This is a genomic window from Azospira sp. I09, assembly GCF_009177135.1.
Lineage (GTDB): Bacteria > Pseudomonadota > Gammaproteobacteria > Burkholderiales > Rhodocyclaceae > Azospira > Azospira oryzae.
The window spans coordinates 3,153,881-3,168,176 of the sequence record NZ_AP021844.1 but is presented as its reverse complement, the minus strand read 5'-3'; the positions used below and the strand labels follow the sequence as shown (position 1 = coordinate 3,168,176).

The 14,296-nt window shown below is 66.6% G+C and carries 12 protein-coding genes; 4 read left to right on the top strand and 8 right to left on the bottom strand.

Annotation, left to right across the window (positions count from 1 at the left end; genetic code table 11):
• Nucleotides 1-6: 6 nt before the first annotated feature.
• Nucleotides 7-717 carry a pirin family protein gene (locus AZSP09_RS14835; RefSeq protein WP_152090477.1) on the bottom strand — a complete coding sequence of 237 codons (711 nt, stop codon included), beginning with the start codon at nt 715-717 and terminating at the stop codon, nt 7-9.
• A 120-nt stretch (nt 718-837) separates the two neighbouring features.
• Here AZSP09_RS14835 and AZSP09_RS14830 point away from each other — a divergent pair, with 120 nt between their 5' ends.
• Nucleotides 838-1,764: a LysR family transcriptional regulator gene (locus AZSP09_RS14830; RefSeq protein WP_152090476.1), complete on the top strand. Its 927-nt coding sequence runs from the start codon at nt 838-840 to the stop codon at nt 1,762-1,764.
• 4 nt (nt 1,765-1,768) lie between these two features.
• Here the strand turns inward: AZSP09_RS14830 and AZSP09_RS14825 are convergent, their stop codons facing one another.
• Genes AZSP09_RS14825 through AZSP09_RS14805 form a run of 5 tightly spaced genes read right to left on the bottom strand, consistent with a single transcriptional unit; the run spans nt 1,769 to nt 7,049 of the window.
• Entirely contained in the window at nt 1,769-2,716 is a 948-nt protein-coding gene (locus AZSP09_RS14825; RefSeq protein ID WP_152090475.1) for a lysylphosphatidylglycerol synthase transmembrane domain-containing protein, read from the bottom strand.
• A gap of 3 nt (nt 2,717-2,719) precedes the next feature.
• Nucleotides 2,720-3,685: a glycosyltransferase family 2 protein gene (locus tag AZSP09_RS14820; RefSeq protein WP_152090474.1), complete on the bottom strand. Its 966-nt coding sequence runs from the start codon at nt 3,683-3,685 to the stop codon at nt 2,720-2,722.
• A 6-nt stretch (nt 3,686-3,691) separates the two neighbouring features.
• Complete coding sequence (locus AZSP09_RS14815) at nt 3,692-4,288, bottom strand: hypothetical protein (RefSeq protein ID WP_152090473.1); 597 nt, start codon at nt 4,286-4,288, stop codon at nt 3,692-3,694.
• Nucleotides 4,285-5,424, bottom strand: coding sequence for a sialidase family protein (locus AZSP09_RS14810; RefSeq protein ID WP_152090472.1), 1,140 nt, complete (start codon nt 5,422-5,424; stop codon nt 4,285-4,287). Before AZSP09_RS14810 ends, AZSP09_RS14815 begins: the two co-directional genes overlap by 4 nt.
• The gene (locus AZSP09_RS14805; RefSeq protein WP_152090471.1) at nt 5,421-7,049 is read right to left on the bottom strand and encodes an ArnT family glycosyltransferase; all 1,629 of its coding nucleotides are present in this window, start codon (nt 7,047-7,049) and stop codon (nt 5,421-5,423) included. The genes AZSP09_RS14810 and AZSP09_RS14805 overlap by 4 nt, the downstream gene beginning before the upstream one ends.
• 79 nt (nt 7,050-7,128) lie before the next feature.
• Between AZSP09_RS14805 and dnaE the strand changes: the two genes are divergently transcribed.
• From dnaE to AZSP09_RS14790, 3 genes are read left to right on the top strand one after another with little or no spacing between them, the layout of a single operon-like run.
• A complete protein-coding gene (gene dnaE / locus AZSP09_RS14800) occupies nt 7,129-10,584 on the top strand; it encodes a DNA polymerase III subunit alpha (RefSeq protein WP_152090470.1) in 3,456 nt (1,151 codons plus the stop codon).
• Between the two features lie 45 nt (nt 10,585-10,629).
• A complete protein-coding gene (locus AZSP09_RS14795) occupies nt 10,630-10,884 on the top strand; it encodes a hypothetical protein (RefSeq protein WP_014236357.1) in 255 nt (84 codons plus the stop codon).
• A 4-nt stretch (nt 10,885-10,888) separates the two neighbouring features.
• Nucleotides 10,889-11,374 (top strand): WbuC family cupin fold metalloprotein, encoded by a 486-nt coding sequence (locus tag AZSP09_RS14790; protein ID WP_152090469.1) that lies wholly within the window; start codon nt 10,889-10,891, stop codon nt 11,372-11,374.
• A gap of 52 nt (nt 11,375-11,426) precedes the next feature.
• On the opposite strand, the gene AZSP09_RS14785 is transcribed toward AZSP09_RS14790, so the two are convergent.
• Nucleotides 11,427-13,445: a TonB-dependent copper receptor gene (locus AZSP09_RS14785; RefSeq protein WP_152090468.1), complete on the bottom strand. Its 2,019-nt coding sequence runs from the start codon at nt 13,443-13,445 to the stop codon at nt 11,427-11,429.
• 186 nt (nt 13,446-13,631) lie between these two features.
• On the bottom strand, nt 13,632-14,231 hold the full coding sequence (locus AZSP09_RS14780) for a peroxiredoxin (protein ID WP_014236354.1): 600 nt from the start codon (nt 14,229-14,231) through the stop codon (nt 13,632-13,634).
• Between the last annotated feature and the right edge of the window lie 65 nt (nt 14,232-14,296).

Below are 14,296 nucleotides of genomic sequence, written 5' to 3'. Positions count from 1 at the left end.
CAACGCTCAGGCCGCGGGCGGCAGGTCGAAGAGAAGAAACTCCCCCGGCTCGGCGCCGCCCTGGAAGGCCAGCTCGGATTCGTCGGCAATCTTGGCGCCGTCGCCGGCGGCCAGGGCCACGCCGTTGAGGCTGACCTGGCCGCGGATGACATGGACGTAGGCCAGACGGCCGGGCGCCAGGGCGTGGCGCACCGCCTCGGCCGGGCCCAGGTGGGCCGCCAGCAGCAGGGCGTCCTGCTGGATCACGGCGCTGCCGTCGCGGCCGTCCGGCGAAGCCACCAGCACCCACTGGCTGGCGTTGTCCGGCGTGAACAGCCGGTGCTGGTCGTAGCTGGCCCTGCCTCCCTTGAGGGCCGGCTCGATCCAGATCTGCAGCAGATGGGTTTCCTCATCGGCGGAAGGGTTGAACTCGCTGTGCAGCACGCCTTTGCCGGCGCTCATGCGCTGCACCTCGCCGCGGCGGATGATGCCGCCGTTGCCCAGGCTGTCCTTGTGCTCCAGGGCGCCGGAGAGGATGTAGGTGACGATTTCCATGTCCCGGTGGCCGTGCATGGGGAAGCCGGTGCCCGGCGCCACCCGGTCCTCGTTGATCACCCGCAGCGCGCCCCAGCCCATTTCCCGGGGATCGTAGTAGTCGGCGAAGGAAAAGCTGTGTTTGGCCTGGAGCCAGCCGTGATCGGCCTGGCCCCGGGCGTCGGACGGACGTAGCTGGATCATGTCGGGCTCCTTGGCAAGAAGTATTGTTCATTTGCATTCATGGGTTGAAGCCATACTAAGCAATGGATTAGAGTGATTCCAGCGAAATGAACTCACCGATTCATTCAATTTCCTTCACCTATGCGCATCTCCCTCGACGCCCTGCAGATCCTCGACGCCATCGACACCCAGGGCTCCTACGCTGCCGCCGCCAGCCGCCTGCACCGGGTACCCTCGGCCCTCTCCCACGCCATGCAGAAGCTGGAAGGGGAGCTGGGGGTGGAACTGTTCGAGAAGAGCGGCCGCCGGGCCGTCCTCACCGCCGCCGGCCGCACCCTGCTGGAGGACGGCCGCCATCTGCTGCGCGCCGCCCTGGAGCTGGAGTCCCGGGTGAAGCGGGTGGCCACCGGCTGGGAAACGGAGCTGTCCATCGCGGTGGACTCGGTCATCCCCGGCGAGCGCCTCTATCCCCTGCTGCAGCGCTTCTACGACGAAGGCCACGGCACCCGCCTGCGCCTCTCCTACGAAGTCCTGGGGGGCTGCTGGGACGCCCTGACCACGGGCCGGGCCGACCTGGTGATCGGCGCCCCCGGCGACATGCCGGCCCGGGGCGGCATCGCTACCCGGCCCCTGGGCACCATGGAACTGGTATTCACCATGGCCCCCGGCCATCCCCTGAGCACGGTGCCCGAGCCCATTCCGGCCCACGAACTGGCCCGATACCGGGCCGTGGTGCTGGCCGACACCTCCCGGGAACTGGCCGCCCGCACCAGCGGCCTGCTGGAAGGCCAGGACGCCCTGCGGGTGCCGGACATGCAGAGCAAGGCGGCGGCCCAGGCCGCCGGTCTTGGCGTCGGCCACCTGCCACCCTGGCTGGTGGCGCGGGAAGTGGCGGCAGGCCGCCTGATCACCAGGACCCTGGCCGAACCCAAGGGCAGCACCCCGCTCCACATTGCCTGGCGCCCCTCCCACGAAGGTCGTGCCCTGGCCTGGTTCCTGGCGGCCCTGGAGGAGCCTGCCATCCAGTCCGAGATCACCCAGGGCCTACGCCCGGACCTCTGCCTGTAGCGCCTCAGTCTCCACAACGTCGGGGCAGCACCCCCCCCCCGATCGCCAGCAGAGCCTGGCCCACCGCATAGAAGCCGTAGACCAGGGAAGTCCCCACTGCCAGATCCGCAGCAGCACCGAAAAAACCGAAACTCACCGCCGCCGCCGCCTCCCGGGTGCCCCAACCGCCGAAGCTGACGGGCAAAGCCGCCATAACGAAAATGGGGGCGGCAACGATAAGAAAAACGGCCGGAGCCAGGTCCAGCCCCAAGGCAAAGCCGGCACAGGCCAGAGCCCCCGCCGACAGCAGTTGTACCAGGCAGGACAACCCTAACTGCTGTAGATACAACCGGCCCGGGCCGGCTCGCACCAGCAGGCGGGTGAAAAGCTCGCGCCAGCGTTGGGTCAGTAGGGGCAACAGGCCGTGTCGGCCCCACACATAGAGCAGAGGCGGTAGCAGCAAGCCAAGCAGGGCTGCAGCACCGACCCAGGCTCCCGCTCCTGAGCCGCCCGGCAGCCAAGCGGCCAGACCCGGCACTTCCCGCCCAGCTCCCAGCCAGGTCGCCAGGGTGGCGACCGACAGTACGCAGAGTACCCATAGGCCACTGAGACGATCCAACAGCACGCTCCAGCCGGATTCCCAGGCCGGATTACCCAGGCGCACCACCTGGGTCACCCGCAGCATATCTCCCCCCAATGTGGCTCCCGGCAGCAGCACATTCGCTGCCACCCCTTGAAAATAGGCACTCAGAGCGCCTCTCCCGGACAGTTGCAAACCCAGCCACAGGCACATGCGCCGCCAGCGGCAGGCAGACAGGACATTGGCCGCAAGAGCGGCGATAAAACCCGCCAGCAGCCAGCCCCGATGGGCGTTGCCGAGGGCCAACAACACCTTTTCCGGGCGCGCCAGCCAGAGGACGCCACCGAGCAGCAGTGGCGCCGCTATCAGTTTGAGCAACTGCCGCGGGGCCATGGCTCAGGACTTCGGTCGCGGCACGTCTCGCAACCGATACTGAGCTCGTCCCTCGGGCTCGTGGTAGACCCGGATGAGGATTTCTCCCAATAGTCCCAAGCCCAGCAGTTGTACCCCCATCAGGGTTAGAGTGACCCCCGCCATGAGTAGGGGACGCCCGCCGATATCGGCCCCCAGCAGTTTCTGCAGCAGTAGCCAGCCGAGCATAGATAGGCCGGGGATGAGCAGGCCCAGGCCGACGCCGCCAAAGGCATGCAGGGGGCGGTGCAGGTAGCGCATCAGGAACTTCATCAGCAGCAAGTCGAGAATGACTCGGAAGGTCCGGTCGATGCCGTATTTAGACTGGCCCCGGGTGCGCGCATGGTGGCGCACCGGCACTTCGACGATGCGGGCCCCGGCCTCTGCCGCCAAGATGGGGATGAAGCGATGCAACTCGCCGTAGAGGCGGATGCGAGCGATGATCTCCCCCCGGTACGCCTTCAGGGCACAGCCGTAGTCGTGCAGGCTCACTCCTGTGGCCCAGGAAATGAGCCGGTTGGCCAGCATAGAGGGAAGCTTTCGGGACAACGCCCGATCCTGGCGCTCCTTGCGCCAACCGGAAATCATGTCCACGGAAGTATCCTCTTCCAGGCGGTCCACCAGGCCTGGAATATCCAGGGGATCGTTCTGCAGATCGCCGTCTAGAGTCACCACGTAGCGCCCACCTGCGGCATCGAAACCGGCCTGCAGAGCCGCGGTCTGACCGTAGTTCCGCATCAGGAAAAGGGGACACAGCCAGGGTCGCTCCGCCGCCAGGGATTGTAGGATGTAGGCGGTGTCATCGCGGGAACCGTCGTCGATGCAGATCAGTTCAAAACTGTAGCGGGTGGGGCGAATTGCCGCCTCGACCCGGGCCACCAGGTCCGTGACGTTCTCCGCCTCGTTATAGACCGGAATGACGATGGAAATATCGGGAATGGCGCTGGACATGGGGTACTAGGAGGCGAAGCCCCCCCTCGGTAGTGGGCCCCGACGGAGCCGGTTAGAGAGAAAAAAAACGGAGTAGATTACCAGCATCGGATCGAGAACATAATCCCAGAGATTGTCCGAACCCGACAGGCGCAGGCCAAAACCGGCCAGGGCCAGCCCCAGAAGCAAGGCCAGGGCCGGTAGGCAAAAGGAAACCGCAATGCCGACGGCAGCCAGGGCCCCGCTCAGAACCCAGGGAGCGAAACCCCAGCGGTAAGGGTCCAGATCCCAAGGGCCGAGAGACAGGGGATAGAGCAGCAACAGGCCAAGCAGAGCCAGGAGCGCCGCACCCCAGCCCACATCCCGACGCAGGGAGGCCGAGCCGGACAGGGCGGCCAGGGCTACCGCCAGGGTGGGCATGGAGGGCGAGCCCAGGACACCCCACAACATGCCCAGGAAAGAACTGCTACGCCCCAGGGGCAGGCAGGCCGCCAGCAGCAGCGCCAGTACCACCCCCCCCCGGGCCCGAGCACCCAGGGGCGTTCCGACCAGGAGACACCAGGCCAACGCCGCCATGCAACAGGCCAGGGCGGCCGGAGGAAACCACAGGGCAGGGGCCATCATGACGGCGCTCCCGCAGCCAGGACGCCCAAGGGCAAGCGCACGTGCTTGATGGTCTGGCGGTTCCAGGTATAGACCAGGTGTACCTGACCGTCCCCGCCCTGGAGCAGGGCCGGATAAGAATACTCCTCGCGCCCGCTGGGGCTGGACTCAACTACCCGGGACTCCCGCCAGGACGCCCCTGCATCCCCGGACAGCCACAGGGACAGCTTGTTGCGGTTCTGGGCAATGGGGTTGCAGGCCAGCAGTAGCCGGCCATCCGCCAGACGGATCATAGCGGCGGCGGAATTGGGATTGGCGATAGCTAGGGCAGGCCCCTCCTTCCAGTGGCTTCCACCATCGCTGGAGCGGGCGGTGCGCAGGGCCCCGGGGCCGGGGCCGGCATCCCGCAGGACGGCCAGCAGTCCCTCCGACGTCGGCGCCACGGCAGGCTGCAGAAGGGGCCGGGCAGCGGGCATGCGGGCCTTGTCTAAGACCGTTTCCCCGTCCGCCGCTAGGAGTAACCATTCCCCATGCTTGCTGATGAACTCGTGATACACCGGCAGAGCGAAGCCGCCCCCCTGCAGCAGCAGAGGCGAATTGCGCACCAGGGTACTGACGTTGAGGAAGGGAGCCGTGACCAGCCGTCGAGGGGGACTCCAGGTTATGCCCCCATCGGCGGAAGACTGATGGTTAAGGGAAGCCCCGGCCCAGCCGCCGATGGAGACGCTGACGAACCACAGATGCAGCCGTCCTTCCCCATCCAGGGCCAGCAGGGGATTGCCCAGCTTACGCAGGTAGCGACCACCGACGGCCTGTATCTGCTGCCGCTCGGCGACGGCCCGGGGCGCCGACCACACGCCGGCGGTAAAGCGGGAGAAATAAATCTGCACATCTGCCGCCCCTTCCCGGGAACCGGCGAACCAGACCAGCAGGGGCCGCCCCTCGGCATCAGCGGCTAGGGCTGCAGCATGGGAGGAGGGCGCCACCTGGGGCAGCAGCAGGGTCGTCGATGGGCCATCCACCACCGCCGCAGCAACGGCATCTGTCGCTGGCGACAGCGGCACCCCGGGGGAAGGCAGAGAGAACAGGCGTAGGATCGCCGCCACGATGCCCAGGCCAAGGACAAGCCGGGCCCAGAAGCGCAGGGAACGCCTCACCGCTGCACCTCAAAATACACCACTGTGGACTCCAGGGGGGCCAGGGAACGGGCGGCGAAGGCAGCCTGCCACTCGGCCTTGCCGCTACCCTCCCGGGCGAAGCGGATGCCGGAGCCGCGGGAAGAAAGGACCCGATAGCGTCCCGCTTCCCGCAGGTCACGCCCCAACTCGTCGGCCTGGCCGGTCAGCTTGGGCACATCCTCCAGGCGGGCAAAAACCAACAGGCCGGGCTGCTCCAGGAAGGCCGGGGAAAGCTGGCTGGAATGTCCCAAGGCCCGCCCCAGAGCCATAGGCAACAGGGCCGGCTGGGGGCCGTCGAACATCAGCACCGGCCGCTCCGCCGCCAGGGCCGCCACCTGGGGCGGCAGGACGTTGATGCCGAAGGCGGGAAAAAGGAAAGCGTAGAAGGTCATCCACACCAAAGCCGCGGCGGCAGCCCCCCGCAGCAGGCTGGCACCGCGCCAGCCCTCCCACAGCAACCACAGCAGGGCCGCGGCGGTGGGCAGCCAGCCGCCGCAACGGAACCACCAGGCCATGAGGACGAAGATCAGCACGAAGAGGCCGGCAAAGAGCGTCCCCAGACGGCGCCCCCAGACGGGCAGGGGCTGCGCCCCCGCCCAGCACCAGCCGGCTAGCAGTCCCATGGACAGCAGGGACCCCACCAGATAGCGGTCGAAACTGCGGATAAAGAGGAAAGGAATGAAAGTGGCGGCCAGCCATAAGGCCAGGGTCCGTGCTGCCGGGCCGCCGCGCCAGGCCCGAGGCAGCAGAGCTAGGGCGGCCAGGCTCCAGGGTAGGCCGATCTGCACCAGGCCCAGCAGAGACTCCGGAGAGAGGGAGAAGAGCTGCCGCGCCTCCAGTTCCTCCTGAAATTCAGCAGCGGCGGCATCCGGGTAGTGTAGGCGTACATAGACGAACCAGGGTAGGGCTAGGAGCAGGAACAGGGTACTGCCGCCGAGGCAGGCCGGCCAGCGCCGCAGTAGCTCCCGCCAGGACCACAGGCCACTGCCCAGGCAAGCCAGGACACCGCCGCCGCAGACCAGGGCGACAATGGGGCCCTTCACTAGGAAGCCGGCGGCCAGACATAGGGCCGCCTGCAGCATGCCCACCCAGCGCCCATCCTGGTACCAGCGCAGCAGGCCCCAGAAGGCCAGGGCGGAGAGAGCCGCAGTGGGTACGTCGAGCATGAAGCGCCGGGCTTCGCTGTTTAGCCCCAGGCTAGTAAGTACCAGCAGGGCGCCGCAGAGGGCGGCGCGGCGGTCCCCCAGGAGGCGCCGGCCGATACCGGCGGCGGCCACCACCAGCAGGGCACCGAACAGGGTGCCGATGCCTCGGGCCGAGACCAGGGAAACGCCAAAGGTCTCGTAACTAGCTCGACCCAGCCAGTAGAGGAAGGGGGGCTTTTTCAGACGCGGCTGACCGTTCAGTTCGGGCACCAGCCAGACATCCTTCTCCATCATTTCCAGGGGAGTACGTAGGCCCAGAGCGTACTCGTCCTTGCCGGTCAGGCCAGTGGGCGACTGGATGCCGGGCGCCAGCACGCAGACCGCCAGCAGCAACAGCAATAGCAACACCAGAGGCCAGCGGTGTTCAGTGGGGAAAGGGGATAGTTGAAAAGGCAGCATTAGTTTACCCAAAGGGAAGCGTGGGAATTATACCGTCGTCGCCAATGCACGCGGCTGGGGGGCAGGGTAAAATTCCCGGATGACCGATCCCCGCTTCGTCCATCTCCGCCTCCACAGCGAATACTCCATCACCGACGGCATCGTCCGCCTCGACGACGCCGTGGCCCGCGCCATCGCCGACGGCCAGCCGGCCATGGCCCTCACCGACCTGGCCAACGCCTTCGGCCTGGTGAAGTTCTACAACGCCTGCCGCGGCAAGGGCGTCAAGCCCGTCGCCGGCGCCGACGTGTGGATCGCCAACGAAACCGAGACCGACCGCCCCTTCCGCCTGCTGCTGCTGGTGCGCAGCCACCGGGGCTACCTGCAGCTGTGCGAACTGCTGTCCCGGGCCTACCTGGCCGAAGGCCGGCGGGACCGGGCCGAGATCAAGCGGGCCTGGTTCGACGAAGTGGGCTGCGACGGCCTCATCGCCCTCTCCGGCGCCAAGGACGGCGACGTGGGCGACGCCCTCCTGGCCGGCAACCGGGACCTGGCGGCGGCCCGGGCCAGGGCCTGGAGTGCCCAGTTCCCCCAGGCCTTCTACCTGGAAGTGCAGCGGGCCGGCCATCCCCAGCAGGAGCAACTGGTGTCGGCCACCGCCGACCTCGGCGCCGACCTGGAACTGCCCCTGGTGGCCACCCACCCGATCCAGTTCCTCGACGCCGACGACTTCAAGGCCCACGAGGCCCGGGTCTGCATCGCCGAGGGCTACGTCCTGGGCGACCGGCGCCGCCCCAAGACCTTCACCGAACAGCAGTATTTCAAGACCCAGGCGGAAATGGCGGAGCTTTTCGCCGACCTGCCCGAGGCCCTGGAAAACACGCTGGAAATCGCCAAGCGCTGCAACCTGACCCTGACCCTGGGCAAGAACTTCCTGCCCCAGTTCCCCACCCCCGACGGCATCTCCCTGGACCAGCACCTCATCAACGAGGCCAAGGCCGGCCTGGAGAAGCGCCTGGAACTGCTGTTCCCGGACCCGGAGGAGCGGCAGCGGCGGCGCCCGGAGTACGACGAGCGCCTGGAAATCGAGACCAAGACCATCGTGCAGATGGGCTTCCCCGGCTACTTCCTGATCGTGGCCGACTTCATCAACTGGGGGAAGCACAACGGCGTCCCCGTGGGCCCGGGCCGGGGTTCCGGCGCCGGCTCCCTGGTGGCCTACAGCCTCGGCATCACCGACCTGGACCCGCTGCAGTACGCCCTGCTGTTCGAGCGCTTCCTCAACCCCGAGCGGGTCTCCATGCCCGACTTCGACATCGACTTCTGCCAGGACAACCGCTGGCGCGTGATCGAGTACGTGCGCCACAAGTACGGCGTCGATGCGGTGTCCCAGATCGCCACCTTCGGCACCATGTCCTCCAAGGCGGTGATCCGGGACGTGGGCCGGGTGCTGGACCTGCCCTACAACTTCTGCGACTCCCTCTCCAAACTCATTCCCGTTGAGGCCAACAAGCCTGTCTCCCTGGCCCAGGCCCTGGAAATGGAACCCCAGCTGAAGGAGAAGATGGAGGAGGAAGAGGAAGTGGCCGAGCTGTTCGAGCTGGCCATGAAGCTGGAGGACTTGACCCGCAACGTGGGCATGCACGCCGGCGGCGTGCTGATCGCCCCGGGCAAGCTCACCGACTTCTGCCCCCTCTACGCCCAGCCCGGCTCCGACTCGGTGGTCAGCCAGTACGACAAGGACGACGTGGAAAAGGTCGGCCTGGTGAAGTTCGACTTCCTCGGCCTGCGCAACCTGACCATTATCGAGCTGGCCGTGGAGTACGTGGAACGGCTCACCGGCGAAAAGCTGGACCTGCTCTCCCTGCCCTTCACCGACCCCGCCGCCTACCAGATTCTCAAGGACGCCAACACCACGGCGATCTTCCAGGTGGAATCGGAGGGCATGAAGAAGCTGCTGAAGAAGCTGGCCCCCGACCGCTTCGAAGACATCATCGCCGTGCTGGCCCTGTACCGTCCCGGCCCCCTGGGCTCGGGCATGGTGGACGACTTCATCCTGCGCAAAAAGGGCCAGCAGAAGATCGACTATTTCCACCCGGACCTGAAGGGCTGCCTGGACCCCACCTACGGGGTGATCGTGTACCAGGAACAGGTGATGCAGATCTCCCAGATCATCGGCGGCTACACCCTGGGCGGCGCCGACATGCTGCGCCGGGCCATGGGCAAGAAAAAGGCCGAGGAAATGGCCAAGCACCGGGAGACCATTGCCGAAGGGGCGAAGAAGAAGGGCTACGACCCGGCCCTGGCCGAACAGCTGTTCGATCTCATGACCAAGTTCGCGGAGTACGGCTTCAACAAGTCCCACACCGCCGCCTACGCCATGGTCACCTACCACACCGCCTGGCTCAAGGCCCACCACTGCTCGGCCTTCATGGCGGCCACCATGTCCTCGGACATGGACAACACGGACACCGTGAAAATCTTCTACGAAGACACGGTGAAAAACGGCATCAAGGTGCTGCCGCCGGACGTGAACCACTCCGACTACCGCTTCGTGCCGGTGGACGGCAAGACCATCCGCTACGGCCTGGGGGCGGTGAAGGGCACCGGCCAGCAGGCGGTGGAGTGCATCCTCGCCGCCCGCGCCGAAGGCGGCCCCTTCAAGGACCTCTTCGACTTCTGCCTGCGGGTGGACAAACGCCTGGTGAACCGCCGCACCATCGAAGCCCTGATCCGCGCCGGCGCCTTCGACACCCTGGACCCGAGCCGGGACCGGGCCCAGCTCATCGCCTCCGTCAGCATCGCCATGGAAGCGGCCGACCAGGCCGAGCGCAACGCCCACCAGGGCGGCCTCTTCGAGATGTTCGGCAGCGGCGACGACGCCGTGGCCGAAGCGCCCCAGTACGTCAGCGTCCGCCCCTGGAGCGACAAGCAGCGCCTGCTGGAAGAAAAGACCGCCCTCGGCTTCTTCTATTCCGGCCACCCCTTCGACAGCATCCGCAGCGAAGCCAAGCGCTTCGCCGGCCGCCCCCTGAGCGCCCTGGCCCCGGCCCGGGAGCCCCAGACCCTGGCCGGCGTGGTCATGGACCTGCGGGTGAAGATGACCAGCCGGGGTCGCATGGGCATCATCATCCTGGACGACGGCTCCTGCCCGTCGCTGGAGGTGACGGTCTACAGCGAGGTCTTCGATGCCCACCGCAACAAGCTGAAGGTGGACGAACCCCTGATCATCGAAGGCAAGGTGAGCAAGGACGACTTCCGCGACGGCCTGCGCATCGTCGCCGAGAATCTCTACACCCTGCCCGAAGCCCGCACCCGCTTCGCCCGCCAGTTGCGCCTGTCGATGAACGGCCAGGCCGATGCGCGCAAGCTGCAGGAACTGCTCACCCCCTTCCGCATGGAAGGCGGCTGCCCGGTACGCATCGCTTACCGCAACGGCGAAGCCCAGTGCGAGCTGATCCTGGGCGAAGGCACCCGGGTGCGACCGGACGACGACCTGCTGCAAACCCTGCAGGACTGGCTCAGCCCCGCCGGCGTCGAGCTGCAGTACAACTAACCCCGGCCCCCGGGCCATGCTTCCCCCACTCCTGAGGAGCCCGCCATGAACTGCAAACCCCTTCTCGCCGTTGCCCTGGCACTGGCCCTGGCCGCCTGTTCCAAGGTCACCCTGGAAAACTACGGCAAGCTGAAAATGGGCCAGAAGTACGAGGAAGTGACGGCCATCATCGGCGAGCCCAGCCACTGCGACGAAACCCTGGGGGTGCGTTCCTGCGCCTGGGGCAGCGAACAGCAGGGCATCACCGTCAATTTCTTTGGCGGCCAGGTGGTCCTGCTCTCCGCCCGCAACCTGAAGTAGGCCCATGTCCATCCGCCTCATCGACGGCGCCCTGCTGGCGGAGGTGACAGCCGAAGCCCAGGCCTCGCCCCGGCTGCGCAAGAACCGCAACTTCCATCCCCGGGACGACTACCCGGGCCACCGCCTGCTCAACGCCCTGGAACCAGGCTCCTACGTGCCGCCCCACCGCCACCTGGACCCCAACAAGGATGAAACCATGGTGGTCCTCAGCGGCCGCCTGGGCCTGGTGACCTTCGACGGGCAGGGCAACATCACCGGCACCGCCGTGCTGGCCCCGGGCAGCCACACCCTGGGCGTGGACATCCCCCACGGCACCTGGCACTCCGTCCTGGCCCTGTGCCCGGGCACCGTCTTCCTCGAAGCCAAGTCCGGCCCCTACCTGCCCCTCACCGGTGACGAACTGGCCCCCTGGGCCCCGGCGGAAGGCCAGGTGGAAGCGGCTGCCTACCAGGCCACCCTGGCCCGCCTCTTCGCCGCCCCGGCAAGCTAAAAAAAGGCCCGCTGGGGAGCGGGCCTGAACTTTCGAGAGGTGGTACAGGAACTCAGTCGAGGGCGATCTGGGCCTTCAGCCAGAAGGTGCGCCCGGGCTCGTTGATGCGTAACGTCGACGCACCAAGGTAGCCGGCAATGTCGGAGCCGCCCTTGGACAGATGCTCGGCATAGACCTTGTCGAACAGGTTATCCACGCCGGCACTGAGCAGGGCCTTCTTGTTGGGACGATAGCCGGCGTTGAGGGAGAAGACGCCGAAGCCGCCGCTGCGTCCCAGGTCCTTGCCGTTGGAAACGATGTTGCCGGAACCCACGTCGTAGCGGTCCTGGGCCGAAACGAGCCGGGCCAGGGCACCGACGGAATAGGTCTTGTCGTCATAGGACAGGCCGACCCGCAGCTCCAGGGGCGGCTGCTGGGCCAGGGGCTTGTCGTCCGTGTCGTTGCTGCCGCGCACGTAGGCCAGGGTGCCGTAGCCCTTCCAGGCGGAATTGAACTGGTAGGCCAGGTCGGCTTCGCCGCCGTAGATGGTGGCATCCACATTGCGCGTCACCGCCGTGCCGACCCAGCGGATCAGCAGGTAGTCCTGCACCTTGCTGTAGAAGCCGGAGACCGCACCGCTCCAGGGACCGTTGCGATAGTTGGCTCCCACGTCCAGCTGGGTGGTCTTTTCCGGCTTGACGTCGAGGAAGACGCTGGTGGCCGGCGCCAGGGGATTGCCCTTGCCCCGCTCCCAGAAATCGGCGGTCCGGCCGGCATGGCCCAGACCGGCGTACCAGGTGCCGGCACCCTTGGCAAAGTCGTTCTCGTAACGCAGGAAGCCGCTGCCCAGGGTCTCCTTGTCGGTCTTACCCCGGGTGATGCTGGTGGCGCGCTTGTCCTGCACCTCATGCCAGTCCACACGCAGGCCGCCGATGACACGGCGATCCTCGGCCAGCAGGTGGGTGGCTTCGCTGAACAGGCCATGCTGCTTGAAGATCATGTCCTCGGCCCAGGCCTTGGACTGGTAGCTCGTTTCAGCCGCCGCGGCGCTCATCATGGACATGCCGGAACGGAAGCGGTGGGTATCTTCCTTCTGGTCCACGCCGATGGTGACCTTGGTGCTATCGCCGGGTGCCAGAGTGATGGAGAAACGGCTGCCCAGGGTCTTGCGGTCCGGATTGCTGGCCATGTACATGGCTGTCGGCGGCTTGGTGCGCAGGCTGTAGTTGTCCATCACGTGGTCTACATAGTTGTAGTAGGCCAGAGCCTCCACCTTGTCCACCAGGGCGGAAAGCTTGCGCTTCTCGAACTTCAGGGCCACGTTCTCCCGGGCGAACTTGGAGCCGTCCATGGAGCGGTCGGCGTAGGCAGCCTCGCCGTCGCTGCGGGCCAGGGACAGTTCCATGCGGGTGTTGTCGTCCGGCGTCAGGCCGATGGCTGCATTGTTGCTCCAGCGGGTGTAGCGGGAGTGCACGGTGTTGCCGTTGCCATCCTTGTAGTCGTCCGAATCGGCCCGGGTCGCCCCGGCCTGGACGTAGAAGTTGCCGTTGCCGGCCCGGATGTCGGCCATCTGGTCGTTGCGGCCGAAGCTGCCGAAGGTGAGGCTGCCGTTGGCCTTCCAGCCGGCCTCGCGGAAGCGCTTGATGTCCTTCTCGAACAGCACCACCCCGGCTGACTGGCCGGCGCCGTAGAGCACGCTTTGGGGGCCCTTGAGCACCGTCACGCGGTCGTAGGATTCGGGATAGACATAGGCCGTCGGCGGGTCCATGCGGCCGCCGCAGCCGCCGTAGATTTCCTGGCCGTCCAGGAGGATGCCCAGGCGGGAGCCGGAAAAGCCCCGCAGCACCGGGTCGCCGTCAGTGCCGCCCTTGCGGATGACGGAAAAGCCCGGGATGGTCTTGAGGAAGTCGGCACCGTCGTGGGCCGGCAGCGGCTGGCGCGGGGCCTTGGGGTCGGTGACGACCTTGAGCGGCTCTTCCATGCGCGGGGCGGTGACGACCACGGTGTCGAGGGTGGTGCCGTCTTCAGCGACGGCCACCAGTGGAAATGCGAGAAAAATGGCCAGACTGAGCCGGCTAGGCATGAACTGCATGATGCTCCCCTGAGATGTTATTGACTGCTTTTCAGGGGTGGGATTCTGGCGGCAGCGGCGCCGGGCGGGAATGTGACACGGTGTCGCACCGAAGTGGTGCCAGGCCATCTGCACGCCCTGCACCATAAAAAAAGCCACCGTTGCCGGTGGCTTTCCGGGCGACGCCCCGGAGGGCGGACGCAGGACTCAGAGAGCCTCGGCGTTCTCGGCCAGGTACTTGGCGACGCCCTCGGGGCTGGCGGTCATGCCCTTCTTGCCCTTGTTCCAGCCGGCGGGACAGACTTCGCCGTGCTCTTCGGTGAATTGCAGGGCATCCACCATGCGCAGCATCTCGTCGATATTGCGGCCCAGGGGCAGGTCGTTCACCACCTGGTGGCGCACCACGCCGGCCTTGTCGATCAGGAAGGAGCCGCGGAAAGCGACGCCGGGCGCAGCTTCCACGTCGTAGGCCTGACAGATTTCATGCTTGATGTCGGCCACCAGGGGATAGCCGACCTGGCCGATGCCGCCCTTCTCGACGGGAGTGTTCTTCCAGGCCAGGTGGGTGAACTGGGAGTCGATGGAGCAGCCCACCACTTCGACGCCGCGCTGCTTGAACTCGGCCAGGCGATGGTCGAAGGCGATCAGTTCGGAGGGGCAGACGAAGGTGAAGTCCAGGGGGTAGAAAAAGAGGACGGCGTACTTGCCCTTGATGTGCTCGGAAAAGGTCACTTCCTTGATTTCGTTGTTGCCGAGGACGGCCAGGGCTTTGAAATCGGGGGCTTGTTTACCGACGAGAACGGCCATTGTTTTTCTCCTGAATGACGGGGATGGGGAATCGGGATCGGGGTCTGAGCCCCAGGCCGGACGCC

Bases quoted from the DNA above. Each gene is read 5' to 3' on its own strand.
- AZSP09_RS14815 (WP_152090473.1), bottom strand. From the start codon at position 4,288: ATGATGGCCCCTGCCCTGTGGTTTCCTCCGGCCGCCCTGGCCTGTTGC.
- AZSP09_RS14780 (WP_014236354.1), bottom strand. From the start codon at position 14,231: ATGGCCGTTCTCGTCGGTAAACAAGCCCCCGATTTCAAAGCCCTGGCC.
- AZSP09_RS14785 (WP_152090468.1), bottom strand. From the start codon at position 13,445: ATGCAGTTCATGCCTAGCCGGCTCAGTCTGGCCATTTTTCTCGCATTT.
- AZSP09_RS14820 (WP_152090474.1), bottom strand. From the start codon at position 3,685: ATGTCCAGCGCCATTCCCGATATTTCCATCGTCATTCCGGTCTATAAC.
- AZSP09_RS14795 (WP_014236357.1), top strand. From the start codon at position 10,630: ATGAACTGCAAACCCCTTCTCGCCGTTGCCCTGGCACTGGCCCTGGCC.
- AZSP09_RS14805 (WP_152090471.1), bottom strand. From the start codon at position 7,049: ATGCTGCCTTTTCAACTATCCCCTTTCCCCACTGAACACCGCTGGCCT.
- AZSP09_RS14830 (WP_152090476.1), top strand. From the start codon at position 838: ATGCGCATCTCCCTCGACGCCCTGCAGATCCTCGACGCCATCGACACC.
- AZSP09_RS14835 (WP_152090477.1), bottom strand. From the start codon at position 717: ATGATCCAGCTACGTCCGTCCGACGCCCGGGGCCAGGCCGATCACGGC.
- AZSP09_RS14825 (WP_152090475.1), bottom strand. From the start codon at position 2,716: ATGGCCCCGCGGCAGTTGCTCAAACTGATAGCGGCGCCACTGCTGCTC.
- AZSP09_RS14790 (WP_152090469.1), top strand. From the start codon at position 10,889: ATGTCCATCCGCCTCATCGACGGCGCCCTGCTGGCGGAGGTGACAGCC.
- dnaE (WP_152090470.1), top strand. From the start codon at position 7,129: ATGACCGATCCCCGCTTCGTCCATCTCCGCCTCCACAGCGAATACTCC.